This window comes from Marinobacter bohaiensis, from assembly GCF_003258515.1.
In the GTDB taxonomy this organism is placed as follows: Bacteria; Pseudomonadota; Gammaproteobacteria; order Pseudomonadales; family Oleiphilaceae; genus Marinobacter_A; species Marinobacter_A bohaiensis.
Genome location: NZ_QGEH01000002.1, coordinates 413,651 through 427,405, shown reverse-complemented (window position 1 = coordinate 427,405; position 13,755 = coordinate 413,651). Strand labels below are relative to the sequence as shown.

Sequence of the window (13,755 nt, the reverse complement as noted above, 5' to 3'; positions counted from 1 at the left end):
TGTCGACCGCCGGTCTTCGGGTTTATGATTTATGACGCCTTCGTCAACAACAGGTTGTGGGGCGGGCGGCGTCCGGCTATGCTGTGAAAGTTGCATTTGCGTCATACTTGCACGGAGTCCCGCCTCGGATGGCGCCATAACAATACGCTTTCAGCGGCCAAGTAAGGTCTAGCCCCGTGCCTCCCGATACCCTCGGTTGCCGTTGTCTATTCTGTTTTCTGTTGCTGGCCCTGATGCTGGCGGTCCGTCCGGTCTGGGCGGATGTTCCCCGTATTGATGTCTCGGCGGACAGCCGGACCTCGGTCACGCATCGTTTTGCCTATCTCATCGAATCTGAAGGCCCGCTTACCGTCGGTCAGGTTGTGAAGCAGGTGGATCAGCGTCCGGAAAAGCTGTTGCGACCGGACCGGTCGATACTGGTCCAGGGAATTGGTTCGCCGCCGGTCTGGCTGGTGGCCGATGTGGAACAGCCCTATCCCGATCCGGTACTGCGCCGCATTGTGCTGGGCATCGGTTGGCTGGATCGGGTCGATATGTACCTGCTGCGCGGTGACTCGCTGATCGCGGTGGCGACGGCGGGGGATCGGTTGCCGGTCCAGCAGCGTTCCGGACAGAACCGTTTTGGCCAGTTCGATCACTGGTATGAGGCGGGCGTGACGCGCGTCCTGCTCCGGGTTGAAACCGCCGACCCCATGGTGGTGCCGGTGTCGTTTTCCAGCGTCGAGACCTCTCACGCGCAAGGGCTGCGCGACGCGGTCTTCTACAGCTTCATCTACGGCGTCGTCACGGCGCTTCTGCTCTACAATTTCCTGCTGTTCGTCGGTATACGCCAGCGCCGCTATCTCTTTTACACGCTCTATATGGGGGCGTTCCTGGCCATGAATCTGTCCTACACCGGGCTGGGCATGGTGGTGTTCTGGCCCGGAGCCGTGCTCTGGCAGCAGTGGGCGCCGCCGCTGTTCATGTTCTGTTTCATGTTCAGCGGCCTGGCGTTTGCCACGAATTTCCTGCGCATCGCCCGTTTTCGGCCGGGTCTGTACCGGGCCATCCGGACCCTTTGTCTGGCGTACCTGATTGTTTTCCTGGTGATGCTGGTCGCCAACCAGCAGAGTGCGGCGCTGCTGCTGGCGTTCTCGCTGGTGCCGCTGTTCAGTGTGCTGATGCTGTACATGGGAGTGTCCAGCTGGCGTGCCGGTAACCGGGCGGCGCGTTATTTCCTGCTGGGGACACTGGCGTCGACGGTGGGAGCGTCGGTCACTGGCTTCTCGGTCTGGGGCGTGTTGCCGTTTACCTGGGTTGGCTTCCGGGCGGTGGACATCGGCATGGCGATCGATGCGGTCCTGCTGGTGCTGGCGCTGGCCGATCTGGTCCGCCAGTACCAGGAGGCCCGGCAGAAGGCGGAACACCAGGCCCAGGTCGATCCGTTGACCGGGCTCAATAACCGCCGCGGGTTCCTGCCCATTGCCCGGTCGTTCTGGAGCCTGGCCGAGCGCCAGGAGGGTGATATCTGCATCGCCATCCTGGACCTGGATCACTTCAAGGAGATCAACGACCAGTACGGACACAATACCGGTGATGCGGTATTGCGTCGGATCGCCGCCATCCTCAACGAATCCAAACGCAACGGCGATATCCTCGGGCGCTGGGGTGGCGAGGAGTTCATCGTGGCGTTGCCGGATACCACGCTGGATGAGGCGCACCGGGTGACCGAGCGCTTCCGGCGCCGCGTCGAGACGTGGGTGATGCGGGAGCGCGGCGCGGAGATCCGGGTCACGGTCAGTATCGGCGTGGCCAGTCGCCTGACCTGGCATCAGTCGCTCAACGACTTGATCGTGGTGGCCGACCGGTAGCTCTACCGGGCGAAATCCACCGGCCGTAACCGGGTCTGTGCCGGCGGTGAGCCTCATGGTCTGTCGCCCGGTTCACTGCCGTCATGACCGGTCTTCGTGACGATGTCTCCATGATGGCTTGCCGGCGTTGACGGCACCGCGTCGGCTGGCTAGAACATAGACATAGGCCTCGCAGCCCGCAGGAGGTGCCCCATGAAATGGCTTATCGTGCTGATTGTCGCCGTGGTGATCGGCGTCTGGCTGTACCGCGGACGACGCCGTAATGCGGTGGAGGATCCCGAGGTCAAGCGCGTCGAGGAGCAGGACTATTACCTGACGCCGGACGAGAACCTCTCCGAAAACCGCTCCGAAGAGGACCGGCGCCCGCACTGAGCGGCGTCGGGCCTTGTGTCGCCCCTGTTGTAGCCCGCCGTCCCTCAGTCTCTCTCCGGATGCCGTCCGGACATCGCACTCGATCTGAAAGTTGCCTTTCATAGTTATTGTCAATGGCAAATTGTTCGTCACTCATGAATTGAATCGTCACAGAAAGTGGAGCGCTGCGCCGGGTGTGGTAGAATTCCGCGCGCCGAGGTTGTGATTGGATTCGTTTTTGCCGTTTTTCGGCGTGTTGTGGCGTGCGTGAAAAGACTGCGGTCGGCTCTTATTAACAGGAAGACAGGATTCAGGTACGAATTTGTACGTACTAACCGGTTGTTAAGTCGCCGGTTTTTCGTTAACTGTCGCCAAAGGCGATATTGACTCGATACCCCCTCTAGCGGGGAGAATCGCCCGCGTCAAATTTGTCTGCATGACCTGTGTCAAGTTGTTGCTGGAATCCGGTCGTGACCTGCTCCACTATTGGCGCCGATTTCTGCATGGAGTCAGGCTTAACCTGAAGCAGTCGAGCCTGACCGGCCCGCACTGTCCGCCATACGATTCCTTAAACTTCCGCAATCCAATTTAGTTAGCTAAATGTGAGCTTGTTACGTGGGCTTTGCCTTGCCTTGCTCTAATGAGGTTGAAAAATGAGAGAGAAGAGCTTGTTACGCGTCTTGGGCGCTGTACTACTAGCCGCTTTGCCATTGCTGCTGTCGGGCTGTAGCTCGGCGCTGATGGATCCCAAAGGCCAGGTTGGTGAGGAGCAGCGCGTTCTGATCATCACGGCATTCGCCCTGATGCTGATTGTCGTTATCCCCGTTATCGTGATGACCTTGCTCTTCGCCTATCGCTATCGTGAGGGCAACAAGGACGCCACCTACAAGCCGAACTGGGCCCACTCCAACGCCATTGAGATCGTGGTCTGGCTGATCCCCTGCGTGATCATCGTTGTGCTGGCGATCCTCACCTGGATCACCTCTCACAGCCTCAACCCGATGAAGCCCATCGAAGCGGACAACAACAAGGAAGCCATCGAAATCCAGGCGGTCTCTCTCGACTGGAAATGGCTGTTCATCTACCCGGACCAGAAGATCGCCACGGTTAACGAACTGGCCTTCCCGGTGGATACCCCGATTCACTTCCGCATCAGCTCCGGCTCCGTCATGAACTCTTTCTGGGTTCCGGAACTGGGCACCCAGATCTATGCCATGGCCGGCATGGACAGCAGTCTGAACCTGATTGCTGACGACACAGGGAACTGGATGGGCCGCTCCACCAACTACAGTGGTGCCGGCTTCTCCGGAATGACTTTCGAGGCCTTGTCCCTGTCTGACGGCGATTTCAATGCCTGGGTCAAAGAGGTTCAGGACTCGTCCAGAACCCTGTCCTTCGAGGACGAATATCAGGAACTGGCCAAGCCAAGTGAGTCTGAGCCGGTCCATCACTACTCGAACGTTTCACCGGATCTCTACAACAAGATCCTCGACAGCTTCCGCGGCGGCATGGAACACCATGGCCACGGTGGACCCGCTGGTCACGGTCACGGTGAACACAGTGAACAAGAGCATGGCGAGCGCATGAGCGCAGAGGCAGCGGAGTAAGCATATGTTCGGTAAATTAACCCTGGATTCGATCCCCCTACACGAGCCGATCATCGTGACCACGGTGGCAGTCATTGCCATCGTCGGCGCGGCCCTGGTTGGCTGGATTACTGTCAACAAGAAGTGGATGTACCTGTGGAACGAGTGGATCACCTCCATCGACCACAAGAAACTGGGCATCATGTACTTCCTGGTGGCCCTGGTCATGCTGATCCGCGGCTTTGCCGACGCGATCATGATGCGTACCCAGCAGGCGATTGCCGCGGGCGGTGCCGAAGGCTATCTGCCGCCGCACCACTATGACCAGATCTTCTCCGCCCACGGCGTGATCATGATCTTCTTCGTCGCCATGCCGATGATCATCGGCCTGATGAACCTGCTGGTTCCGCTGCAGATCGGTGCGCGCGACGTGGCCTTCCCGTTCATGAACAACCTGAGCTTCTGGCTGTTCGCAGCCGGTGTGGTTCTGGTGAACATCTCCCTGTTCGTGGGCGAATTCGCCCAGACCGGCTGGCTGGCCTACGCGCCCCTATCGGAGACGACGTACAGTCCCGGGGTCGGGGTGGATTACTGGATATGGGCGCTGCAGATATCCGGTATCGGTACCACGCTGACCGGCATCAACTTCTTCGTCACCATCATGAAGATGCGTACCAAGGGCATGACCCTGTTCCGCATGCCGATCTTCACCTGGACCTCGCTGGTGGCGAACGTCCTGATCATCGCGTCGTTCCCGATCCTGACCGCGACCATCGCTCTGCTGACGCTGGACCGTTACCTCGGCTTCCACTTCTTCACGAACGACATGGGCGGCAACATGATGATGTACGTGAACCTCATCTGGGCCTGGGGCCATCCTGAGGTGTACATCCTGATCCTGCCGGCGTTCGGTGTGTTCTCCGAAGTCATCGCGACCTTCGCCAAGAAGCGTCTGTTCGGCTACAACACCATGGTCTGGGCGACCCTGGCGATTGGTGTGCTGTCGTTCATCGTCTGGCTGCACCACTTCTTCACCATGGGTGCGGGGGCCAACGTCAACGCGTTCTTCGGCATCATGACGATGATCATCGCGATACCCACGGGCGTGAAGATCTTCAACTGGCTGTTCACCATGTACCGCGGCCGTCTGGAGTTCACCTCTCCGGTGCTGTGGACCCTGGGCTTCATCATCACCTTCACCATTGGTGGTATGACCGGCGTCATGCTGTCCGTACCGGCGGCCAACTTCGTGCTGCACAACAGCCTGTTCGTCATCGCCCACTTCCACAACGTCATCATCGGCGGCGTGGTGTTCGGCATGATGGCCGGCCTGACCTTCTACTTCCCGAAAGCGTTCGGCTTCAAGCTGAACGAGAAGTGGGGCAAGCGCTCCTTCTGGTGCTGGTTCATTGGCTTCTACATGGCCTTCATGCCGTTGTACATCCTCGCCTTCTTCGGCGCCGTACGTCGCATGCAGTCTTACGAGAACGCCGAATGGCAGCCGCTGATGATCGTCGCCTGGGTGGGCGCCGTCATCATCCTGCTGGGCATTCTGTGCACCGCGATCCAGATGATCGTCAGTATCCGCGACCGCAAGCAGAACCAGGACGTCTCCGGCGATCCCTGGAACGGCCGTACGCTCGAGTGGCAGATTCCGTCTCCGCCGCGCTTCTACAACTTCGCCAAACTGCCTGAGATCCACTCAATCGATAACTATTGGGAGGAGAAGCAGAAGACGGGCGGCAAGCAGCATCTGGAGAACCCGGAGGAAACCACCTACCAGGATATCCACATGCCGCGTAACACCGCTGCCGGTCCGATTATGGGCGCGATCAGCATCGTCCTTGGCTTCGCCCTGATCTGGCACATCTGGTGGCTGGCCGGTCTGAGTGCCATCGGCATCTTCGCGGCCTTCATGGCGCGGGTGTTCAACGATGACATCGACTACTACGTGCCCGCCGACGAAGTGAAGCGGATCGAGACTGAGCACTACAAACGTGTGGAGATGCAGGCGTAATCATGGCAACTGACACTATGACTCACGACAATGTGGCCGCTCACGGCGGCCACGATGACCACGAGCACCACGATACCGCTGGTATGAAGATGTATGCGTTCTGGATCTATCTGATGTCAGATCTCATCATCTTCGGCTCGCTGTTCGCGACCTACGGCGTGCTGCACGACGGCACCGCCGGCGGTCCCACCGCCAAGGATATCTTCGAACTGGACTTTGTCCTGGTCGAGACGGTCCTGCTGCTGTTCAGTAGTTTCACCTACGGCATGGCTGTACTGGCCATGAACAAGGACAAGATCGGCCAGCTCAAGGGCTGGCTGGCTGTGACCTTCCTGCTGGGCGCCGGCTTCGTCGGTATGGAAATCTACGAATTCCATCACCTGATCGTGGAAGGTTATGGTCCCGACCGCAGTGGCTTCCTGTCCGCCTTCTTTGGCCTGGTCGGAACCCACGGTCTGCACGTCAGCTTCGGCCTGCTGTGGTTGCTGGTCATGCTGATTCAGCTGTCGACCAAGGGACTCAATGATATGACGCGTCCGCGCATCATGTGCCTGAGCCTGTTCTGGCACTTCCTGGATATCGTGTGGATTTGCGTGTTCACCTTTGTCTACCTGATGGGAGCCCTGTAATGAGTACGTCTACCTCTCATGACAGCGAAAGCCATAGCCATGGCAGCGTTAAGTCCTACGTCATCGGGCTGATTCTCTCCCTTGTCCTGACGGCTATTCCGTTTGGCATGGTGATGAAAGGCGGTTTCAGCGAGGCCGTTACTGTTGTCACGATCACCATCATGGCGATCCTGCAGGTAATGATTCAGCTGATCCTGTTCATGCATATGAACCTGAAGTCACAGGAAGGCCGTGAATCCGGCTCTTTCGTGTTCTTCACCGCCGTGATCCTGGTCCTCGTCATTGGTGGCTCACTGTGGATTTTGTATCACCTGCACATCAATCTGATGTGATGTCGGGCGCGTCTGTTAAGGACGTGCTCCGGCAATTCATCGCCCTCACCAAGCCGGGAATTATTTTCGGCAACTCGATCTCCGTCATGGGTGGCTTTTTCCTGGCCACCCAGGGCGGGTTCAATCCGGCGCTGTTCGTTGTGACCCTGTTGGGTCTGGCGCTGGTGATTGCCTCCGGGTGTGCCTTCAACAACGTCATCGATCGCGACATCGATGCGCTGATGGAGCGCACCCAGGACCGGCCCCTGGTGCAGGGTACGATTACACCGGCCACGACCCTGGGTTTTGCCACGCTGTTGGGTCTGGCGGGGTTCACCATGCTGATGCAGACCAACCTGCTGACCGCGGGTCTGGCGCTGTTCGGCTTCGCGATCTACGTCGGCGCCTACAGTCTGTATTCGAAGCGCCATTCGGTGTACGGCACGCTGATCGGCAGTCTGTCCGGTGCCATGCCGCCGGTGGTGGGCTACTGCGCGGTGACCGGGCAGTTCGACGGCGCCGCGCTGATCCTGCTGGTGACCTTCTGTCTGTGGCAGATGCCGCATTCCTACGCGATTGCCATCTTCCGCTTCAGTGACTACAAGGCGGCCCGCATTCCGGTGCTGCCGGTGGTCAACGGCATCGACAGCGCCAAGCACCACATGGTGGCGTATACCGTCGCCTTCCTGGTGGCGGCCCTGTCGCTGACTGTGGCGGGCTATACGGGCATCGCGTACTTCGTGGTGATCCTGCTGATGGGCCTCTACTGGCTACGCCTGGGGCTCAAGGGCTATCGGGCCGAGGACGATGTGAAGTGGGCCAAGGGCCACTTCGGATTCTCGATCCTGACGGTCATGGTGCTGAGCTTCATGATGGCCATCAACGGGCTGCTGCCGGCTGCCCTGGCCTGATCCTCCGATGCAGGTTGCCGTCTGAACGGGCGGCGGTCTGCATCACCTTCCCTTTCCCGCTGTTCCCCTCCAGGCCGAGTCCGATTTCGCGATCCCTGTGTTGATCTGGCGAAAGAATCACTGCATCCGGGTGTGCGCATTGGGCAAACATCGACTATATGTTGAGATAACAAACGTTCTGGATGTTGAAAGTCATCAACGCCGTGAGAGGGGGTGTTTGTATGCTGACGCACGTCTGGGGCCTATTGACCCATCCGAAGTCCGAGTGGGGGCACATTGAGGACGAGCACGAAACGGTGAGGCACCTGTACGCTCACCACGTGCTCCTGCTCGCCGCGATCCCCGTGATCTGTGCCTTTATCGGGACCACTCTGGTGGGTTGGGGCTTTGGGGGCGACCATGCCTTCATAAAGCTTGATCTGCTCAGCGCGTTCCTGGCGGGCGTTGCCTTCTACGTCGCCATTCTGGGCGCCGTGTTCCTGGTCGGCAGCGTGATCCACTGGATGGCCAAGCGCTTCCGCAAGCCGCCCAGCCGCCGCCGCTGCGTGATCTTCGCCGGCTACATCGCCACCCCCATGTTCCTCAGCGGGCTCGTGGCGGTCTATCCGCTGGTCTGGTTGTGCCTGCTGGCCGGGATTGTGGGTCTGTGTGTGTCCGCTTACCTGCTCTACCTCGGCATCCCGTACTTCCTGGGCATCAGCTCGGAAGAAGGCTTCATCGTCTCCAGCACCACCCTGGCCTTCGGTGTGCTGATCCTTGAGGGCATGCTGGCCATCACGGTGATGCTGTGGGGCTACGGCGAGGTGCTGCTGCCCTGGCTGTTCCGGTTCTAGCGCGCCTTTAACGGGGCCGGCCGTCGGCCCCGCCCGCCATCCTGCTGATGCCGCCGGCCATGGGCCGGTGGCGTCCTGTTCCGGTGATCCTGTCTGCGTCGAGTCGATTCCGCGGCTGCGCTGTCTGGCGGGCGAATCATTCGGACCGGACGGTCGGAGCGGGTGGGGAACGCCGTGACGGCAACACGAAGGCCTTCCCGGGAGAAAACCTATGTGTCCGCCCTTTTCCGACCCGAACAAGCGGCTGGAGGTCCGTCAGGCGCGGCGTTCGGATATTCCCGCCATCATTACCCTCAGCCGTCGGGTCTACGCCGGCACCGGCATGTACGGCTACAGTGAGGGCCCACTGACCGGTCAGATGAATAATTTCCCGGAAGGCCAGTTCGTGGCCGTGGTGGGCGAACAGGTGGTGGGGTATTGCGCCACTTTCCGCATTGCCGGCGAGGTGGCCCTGAAACCCCACGACTGGACTTCCGTTACCGGCAACGGTTATGCGTCCCGCCACGATCCCCAGGGGGACTGGCTCTACGGCATGGAAGTCTGCGTGGACCCGGACTATCGCGGCTACCGTATCGGCCAGCGCCTGTACAACGAGCGCAAGTCGCTGTGTCAGGCGCTGGAGCTGCAGGGCGTGGTCTTCGCCGGGCGTCTGCCGTCCCTGCGCCGCAAGATCCGTCGTTACGACTCCGTCGAGGCCTACGTGGAGGCGATCCGTTCGAAGAAGGAGCGCGACGATGTGCTCTCCTTCCAGCTCCACAACGAGTTCGAAATCCACGGCATCCTGCCCCATTACCTGGACGCTGACCACGATTCCATGGGCTACGGTATTCACCTGATCTGGCGCAACCCGGCGGTCACGCCCAACGGTGAGCGTGGGCGCCAGAAGCTCTACGGCAAGCGCATGCCGGACACGGTGCGCGTCGGCACGGTGCAGTATCAGCAGCGGCCGGTGGCCTCTTTCGAGGCGTTCAGCGACATCGTGACGTACTTCGTCGACGTCGTGGCGACCTACAAGGGCGACTTCGTGGTGTTTCCCGAGCTGTTCACCCTGCAACTGCTGTCCATCGAGCGGCGCCGGGAAAGCGCGGCCGCGGCGATCGAGGCCATGACCGACTACGCCGGGGCCTATCGCGAGCTGATGCGCGACCTGGCGCTGCGCTACAACATCAACATCGTGGGCGGCTCGACGCCGGTGAAAGCCGCCGACGACACGATACGCAATATGGCCTACGTGTTCCTGCGCGACGGCCAGGTGTTCGAGCAGCCCAAGATCCACCCTACCCCCAATGAGGCCTACTGGTGGAACATCACCGGCGGTCGGCGGGTCAGCGCCATCGAGACCGACTGCGGCCCCATCGGCGTGCTGGTCTGTTACGACGCCGAGTTTCCGGAACTGGCCCGCCATCTGGTGGACCAGGGCATCCAGATCCTGTTCGTGCCGTTCTGTACCGACGAGCGCCAGAGCTATCTGCGGGTGCGCTATTGTGGCCAGGCGCGGGCGGTGGAGAATCAGCTCTATGTGGTGCTGTCCGGCAATGTGGGGAACCTGCCCAATGTGCCGAACATGGAGCTGCAGTACGGCCAGAGCTGCATCCTCACGCCCTGCGATTTCCCCTTCGACCGCGACGGCATCGCGGCCGATACCACCCCTAACGTGGAAACCGTCGCCTTCGCAGACCTGCGGCCCAAGGTGCTACTGACCGCGCGCAACAGCGGGACCGTCAAGAACCTGCACGACCGTCGGCACGAGCTGTACAGCGTCAACTGGCGGGGGGATTAGGGCGTCGGAATGGTAACCTGACAGCCACGGATTTTGCCGATAGAGTGTTCGGAAAGTGGCTGGAAACCCGTTAAAAGTCATTGGAAAGTGACTGGGTAGCGCCCGTTGTTCACAGGAAATACCCATGATTCGCCCCAACCTTCTGAAAAATAGATTCTTTACCGGTTCTCGCCGGTTGGGGCTCATGGCGCTGCTGCTGATCGGGTTGGTCGGTTGTGCCGGTACGCCGCCCGCGGATCCGCCGCCGCGATTCTCCACCGTCGATGCCGCACCGGCATCGACCACCACGCATCGCCTGCAGGCGGTGTTCGAGCGCTACGAAGGCACGCCCTACCGTTACGGCGGCACCGACAGCGATGGTTTCGATTGCTCGGGCTTCATCATGACCGCCTATCGCGAGGGCCTGGGCCGCCTGCTGCCACGTACGACAGACCAGATGCTGGCCATGGGCGATGTGGTGCCCATCGACCGGATAAAGCCGGGAGACCTGGTGTTCTTCCGCATCGAGGGCAAAGACCAGCACGCCGGCATCTACATGGGCGGCAACCGCTTCATCCACGCCTCCAGCTCGGTGGGCGTCACCGAATCCGCGTTGGACGGTTACTACTGGCGCGACCGCTACAGCCAGGCGCGCCGCTTCGAGCACTGAAATCCGTCAGGCGCCTCCGAACATGCCCAGCAGCTGCCACCACAGATAATCCAGCGGAATCAGCACCAGCCACATGATCAGGGCCAGTGGCAAGGTGATCTTAAGCAGGCTGCGCACCGGTTCGTGGGCCAGTTGCATCCCCACCAGCAGCGGGCCGGACTGGTACGGCAGCAGGATCGTCGAAAAGCCCACCACCTGTGTCATGATCACCGTCTCCAGACTCAGGCCGGTCAACTGGGACAGATCCTGGGCCATGGGCGTGAGCACCGCCGGCACCCCGGGCAGTGTCGTCAGCAGGCCCGTACTGAAGGCCATCCCCACCAGCGAGAAGAAGTTGCCAGCGTCGGACCCCGGCGACAGCGGCAGCCAGCGTTCCATGTGCGTGGCCAGGATCTGCCCCAGCCCCGAACCGTTCACCACCGCGCCCAGGCCCAGCACGCCGGCGACGAACAGCAGCACGGTGATGTTCAGTTGCGGACCCACGCGGCTGTTGTCCACCAGGCCCACTTTCGGCAGCAGCAGGAAGATGGCCACGCCCAGCCCCACCCAGGCCGGGCCCACACCATGCCAGCTGTCGGTAAGCCACAGGCCCAGCGCGACCAGCAGGATGACCGAGAGATAACGCTGTTGCCCTGACAGGGCGCCGGATGATGGCACTTGGGACGTCGACGCCGGAGTGGTCGCGGTCGTCGCCGGGAAAAAACGCAGGATCAGCCAACCGATGACGAAAGCCTTCAGGGCACCGAGAATCGGGAAATGCAGCAGCAGGTAATCGGTATAACGGAACTGCAGCCCGTAGATGGTGTCGGCGGCGCCGACCATCACCATGTTGGGAATATTGGCCGGCAGGATGGTGAACGTTGTCACGTGACAGCCCATCGTCACTGCCAGTGCCACGCCGGTACGCCCCGGGCTCCCGGCCTCGAAGCCGCAACGCTCCGCCAGGGCCATGCCCACCGGAATCATCATCAGGATACGCCCCATGGACGAGGGCATGACAAAACCCAACAGGGTGCAGACCACCACCAACCCCACGATCAGGCCTGCGTAGCTGTGGGCCAGGCGTTTACCCAATACGGCGGCAAGCCGGTCGCCCAGGCCGGTGTTGCGGATCGCCAGGCCGATGATCATGCCGGCGAAGATCAGCCACCAGGCGGACGACGCGAAGCCGGAGAAGATCTGTGCCGGCGTCGCCACTTCCAGCAGCAGGGCGGCCAGGAAGAACAGCAACGCGCTCAGGTATTCCGGCAGCACCCCGGTCGCCCAGAGCACCAGGGTGACCAGCACGATGCCCAGGGTCCGGGTCTGGTTGGCATCCAGCACCGCCGGTGGATGGACCTGGATCAGCACCGCCAGAAAGGCGACCAGGACCACCAGCGCGGGCGCCAGGTGACGTCGGTTAAACACGGCGAGACTCCTCAGTTTGCGAGCGCTTATCTTGGGTGTATTCTCGGCAGGTTAAAAGCCGACAGGTTGACAATGGGTATCGCCAACACGCCACAACACGAGCCCCAGGGCAAAGGTTTCATCGAGGATCCGCAGCGGCCGGTGCTGTGCCATGCGGCCGCCTACCATCGCGACCGGACCGTGCGCAGCCATGCCCATCCCCGCGGACAGCTGGCCTGGGCCGAGCAGGGTGTGTTGCGGATCATCACCGACGGCGGCGCCTGGGTGGTGCCGCCCACCCACGCCGTCTGGATTGCGCCTTGGATCCGTCACCAGGTAACCACCCAGACGCGTGCCTCGATCCGCTACCTCTACGTCGACGCCAGCGCCTGCCACGACCTGCCCGAGCAGTGCCAGGTGATGGAGATGACCGGGTTGCTGCGGGCGCTGATCGGACGTGTGATGGCCCTGGACCCGACGCATCCGCCCCATGGTGGTGATGCGCGTCTGGTGCAGGTGGTGCTGGATGAAATCGCCCGCCTGGAACCCTCGCCGCTGTACCTGCCCGCCGCACGGGACCGGCGCCTGCAGGCCGTGATGCAGCAGCTGTCCGCCGACCCGGCCGACCGCCGCCATCTGGCGGAGCTGGCCCGGGACTGCGGCGCCAGCCCGCGCACCGTGGAGCGGCTGTTCAAGGCCGAAACAGGCATGAGTTTTCAGCAATGGCGGACGCGCCTGCGCCTGCTGGAAGCGGTGAATCGGTTGAGCCAGGGCGAGCGTAGCGCGACGGTGGCCCACACCCTGGGCTACCGCAGCAGCAGCGCGTTCGTGGCGACCTTCCGGCGCCATTTTGGCAAGCCGCCGCAGAGTTTTATCCGGGAATTGTCGTAAACGGAATGATGAGGAAAGCAGGGCCATGATCGATACCACGCCGCTGTTCGTCGGACTGGTTTTCAGTTCGGTGGGGTTGGGTTACGTCATTTACGGACGTCGACAGCAACGCAAGCCGTACTTTTACAGCGGGCTGGCGCTGATGCTGTATCCGTATCTGGTGACAGGCACCTGGCCGATGGTCGGTGTGGGCGTACTGTTGCTGGCTTTGCCGCGGTTCGCGCCGTGACCGGTGCGGGGGATGGATCGACCTGGCTCGGGGGATAGCGCTACGGTCGATGGGAGATCAGGCATCCGGCCGGCAGGCGCTGAGCGCGCTGCGGCCGGATGGTCTGGGCGATCAAGAGCCGCTGGCTTCGCCGATGCTTTGGGGGGCCAGTGTGATCGGCGCGGCGACCGCTTCGTCAGAGGCGCGGTCGGCCTGGCTGGCGTGAGCAACGCCGGCGAATGCGAGTGCGGCAACGAGCAGTGTGTTCAGGATAGTGGTACGCATGGTGTTTCCTCCAAATAAGTAACGCTGGTTGTGGGAGCGGTTCGGATGAGTCCTTGCCGCGTCCCGAT

At 61.4% G+C, this 13,755-nt stretch carries 14 protein-coding genes; 12 read left to right on the top strand and 2 right to left on the bottom strand.

Translation table 11 applies throughout. From position 1 onward, the window contains the following. The first annotated feature begins 176 nt into the window (after positions 1–176). From DKK67_RS14650 to DKK67_RS14605, 10 genes are all read left to right on the top strand, one after another. Positions 177–1,850 carry a sensor domain-containing diguanylate cyclase gene (locus DKK67_RS14650; protein WP_228160649.1) on the top strand — a complete coding sequence of 558 codons (1,674 nt, stop codon included), beginning with the start codon at positions 177–179 and terminating at the stop codon, positions 1,848–1,850. Positions 1,851–2,042: 192 nt separating this feature from the next. Further along, positions 2,043–2,222: a hypothetical protein gene (locus DKK67_RS14645; RefSeq protein WP_111497232.1), complete on the top strand. Its 180-nt coding sequence runs from the start codon at positions 2,043–2,045 to the stop codon at positions 2,220–2,222. A 632-nt stretch (positions 2,223–2,854) separates the two neighbouring features. Further along, positions 2,855–3,808 carry a ubiquinol oxidase subunit II gene (cyoA, locus tag DKK67_RS14640; RefSeq protein WP_111497231.1) on the top strand — a complete coding sequence of 318 codons (954 nt, stop codon included), beginning with the start codon at positions 2,855–2,857 and terminating at the stop codon, positions 3,806–3,808. A 4-nt stretch (positions 3,809–3,812) separates the two neighbouring features. After that, a complete protein-coding gene (cyoB, locus tag DKK67_RS14635; RefSeq protein WP_111497230.1) occupies positions 3,813–5,804 on the top strand; it encodes a cytochrome o ubiquinol oxidase subunit I in 1,992 nt (663 codons plus the stop codon). Positions 5,805–5,806: 2 nt separating this feature from the next. Further along, positions 5,807–6,433, top strand: coding sequence for a cytochrome o ubiquinol oxidase subunit III (locus DKK67_RS14630; protein ID WP_111497229.1), 627 nt, complete (start codon positions 5,807–5,809; stop codon positions 6,431–6,433). Continuing rightward, entirely contained in the window at positions 6,433–6,765 is a 333-nt protein-coding gene (cyoD, locus tag DKK67_RS14625; protein ID WP_111497228.1) for a cytochrome o ubiquinol oxidase subunit IV, read from the top strand. The genes DKK67_RS14630 and cyoD overlap by 1 nt, the downstream gene beginning before the upstream one ends. Further along, positions 6,765–7,655 (top strand): heme o synthase, encoded by an 891-nt coding sequence (cyoE, locus tag DKK67_RS14620; protein WP_204355831.1) that lies wholly within the window; start codon positions 6,765–6,767, stop codon positions 7,653–7,655. The genes cyoD and cyoE overlap by 1 nt, the downstream gene beginning before the upstream one ends. A 221-nt stretch (positions 7,656–7,876) precedes the next feature. Continuing rightward, on the top strand, positions 7,877–8,488 hold the full coding sequence (locus DKK67_RS14615) for a Yip1 family protein (RefSeq protein WP_111497227.1): 612 nt from the start codon (positions 7,877–7,879) through the stop codon (positions 8,486–8,488). A gap of 211 nt (positions 8,489–8,699) precedes the next feature. Continuing rightward, the gene (locus DKK67_RS14610; RefSeq protein ID WP_111497226.1) at positions 8,700–10,268 is read left to right on the top strand and encodes a bifunctional GNAT family N-acetyltransferase/carbon-nitrogen hydrolase family protein; all 1,569 of its coding nucleotides are present in this window, start codon (positions 8,700–8,702) and stop codon (positions 10,266–10,268) included. A 124-nt stretch (positions 10,269–10,392) separates the two neighbouring features. Next, positions 10,393–10,917: a C40 family peptidase gene (locus DKK67_RS14605; RefSeq protein WP_228160648.1), complete on the top strand. Its 525-nt coding sequence runs from the start codon at positions 10,393–10,395 to the stop codon at positions 10,915–10,917. 6 nt (positions 10,918–10,923) lie between these two features. Here the strand turns inward: DKK67_RS14605 and DKK67_RS14600 are convergent, their stop codons facing one another. Then, positions 10,924–12,324, bottom strand: coding sequence for an SLC13 family permease (locus DKK67_RS14600; RefSeq protein ID WP_111497224.1), 1,401 nt, complete (start codon positions 12,322–12,324; stop codon positions 10,924–10,926). 72 nt (positions 12,325–12,396) lie between these two features. Between DKK67_RS14600 and DKK67_RS14595 the strand changes: the two genes are divergently transcribed. Both DKK67_RS14595 and DKK67_RS14590 read left to right on the top strand, forming a co-directional pair. After that, entirely contained in the window at positions 12,397–13,194 is a 798-nt protein-coding gene (locus DKK67_RS14595) for an AraC family transcriptional regulator (RefSeq protein ID WP_111497223.1), read from the top strand. A 25-nt stretch (positions 13,195–13,219) separates the two neighbouring features. Beyond that, positions 13,220–13,423: a hypothetical protein gene (locus tag DKK67_RS14590; RefSeq protein ID WP_228160647.1), complete on the top strand. Its 204-nt coding sequence runs from the start codon at positions 13,220–13,222 to the stop codon at positions 13,421–13,423. A gap of 111 nt (positions 13,424–13,534) precedes the next feature. On the opposite strand, the gene DKK67_RS21620 is transcribed toward DKK67_RS14590, so the two are convergent. Further along, entirely contained in the window at positions 13,535–13,687 is a 153-nt protein-coding gene (locus DKK67_RS21620; protein ID WP_162628848.1) for a hypothetical protein, read from the bottom strand. Between the last annotated feature and the right edge of the window lie 68 nt (positions 13,688–13,755).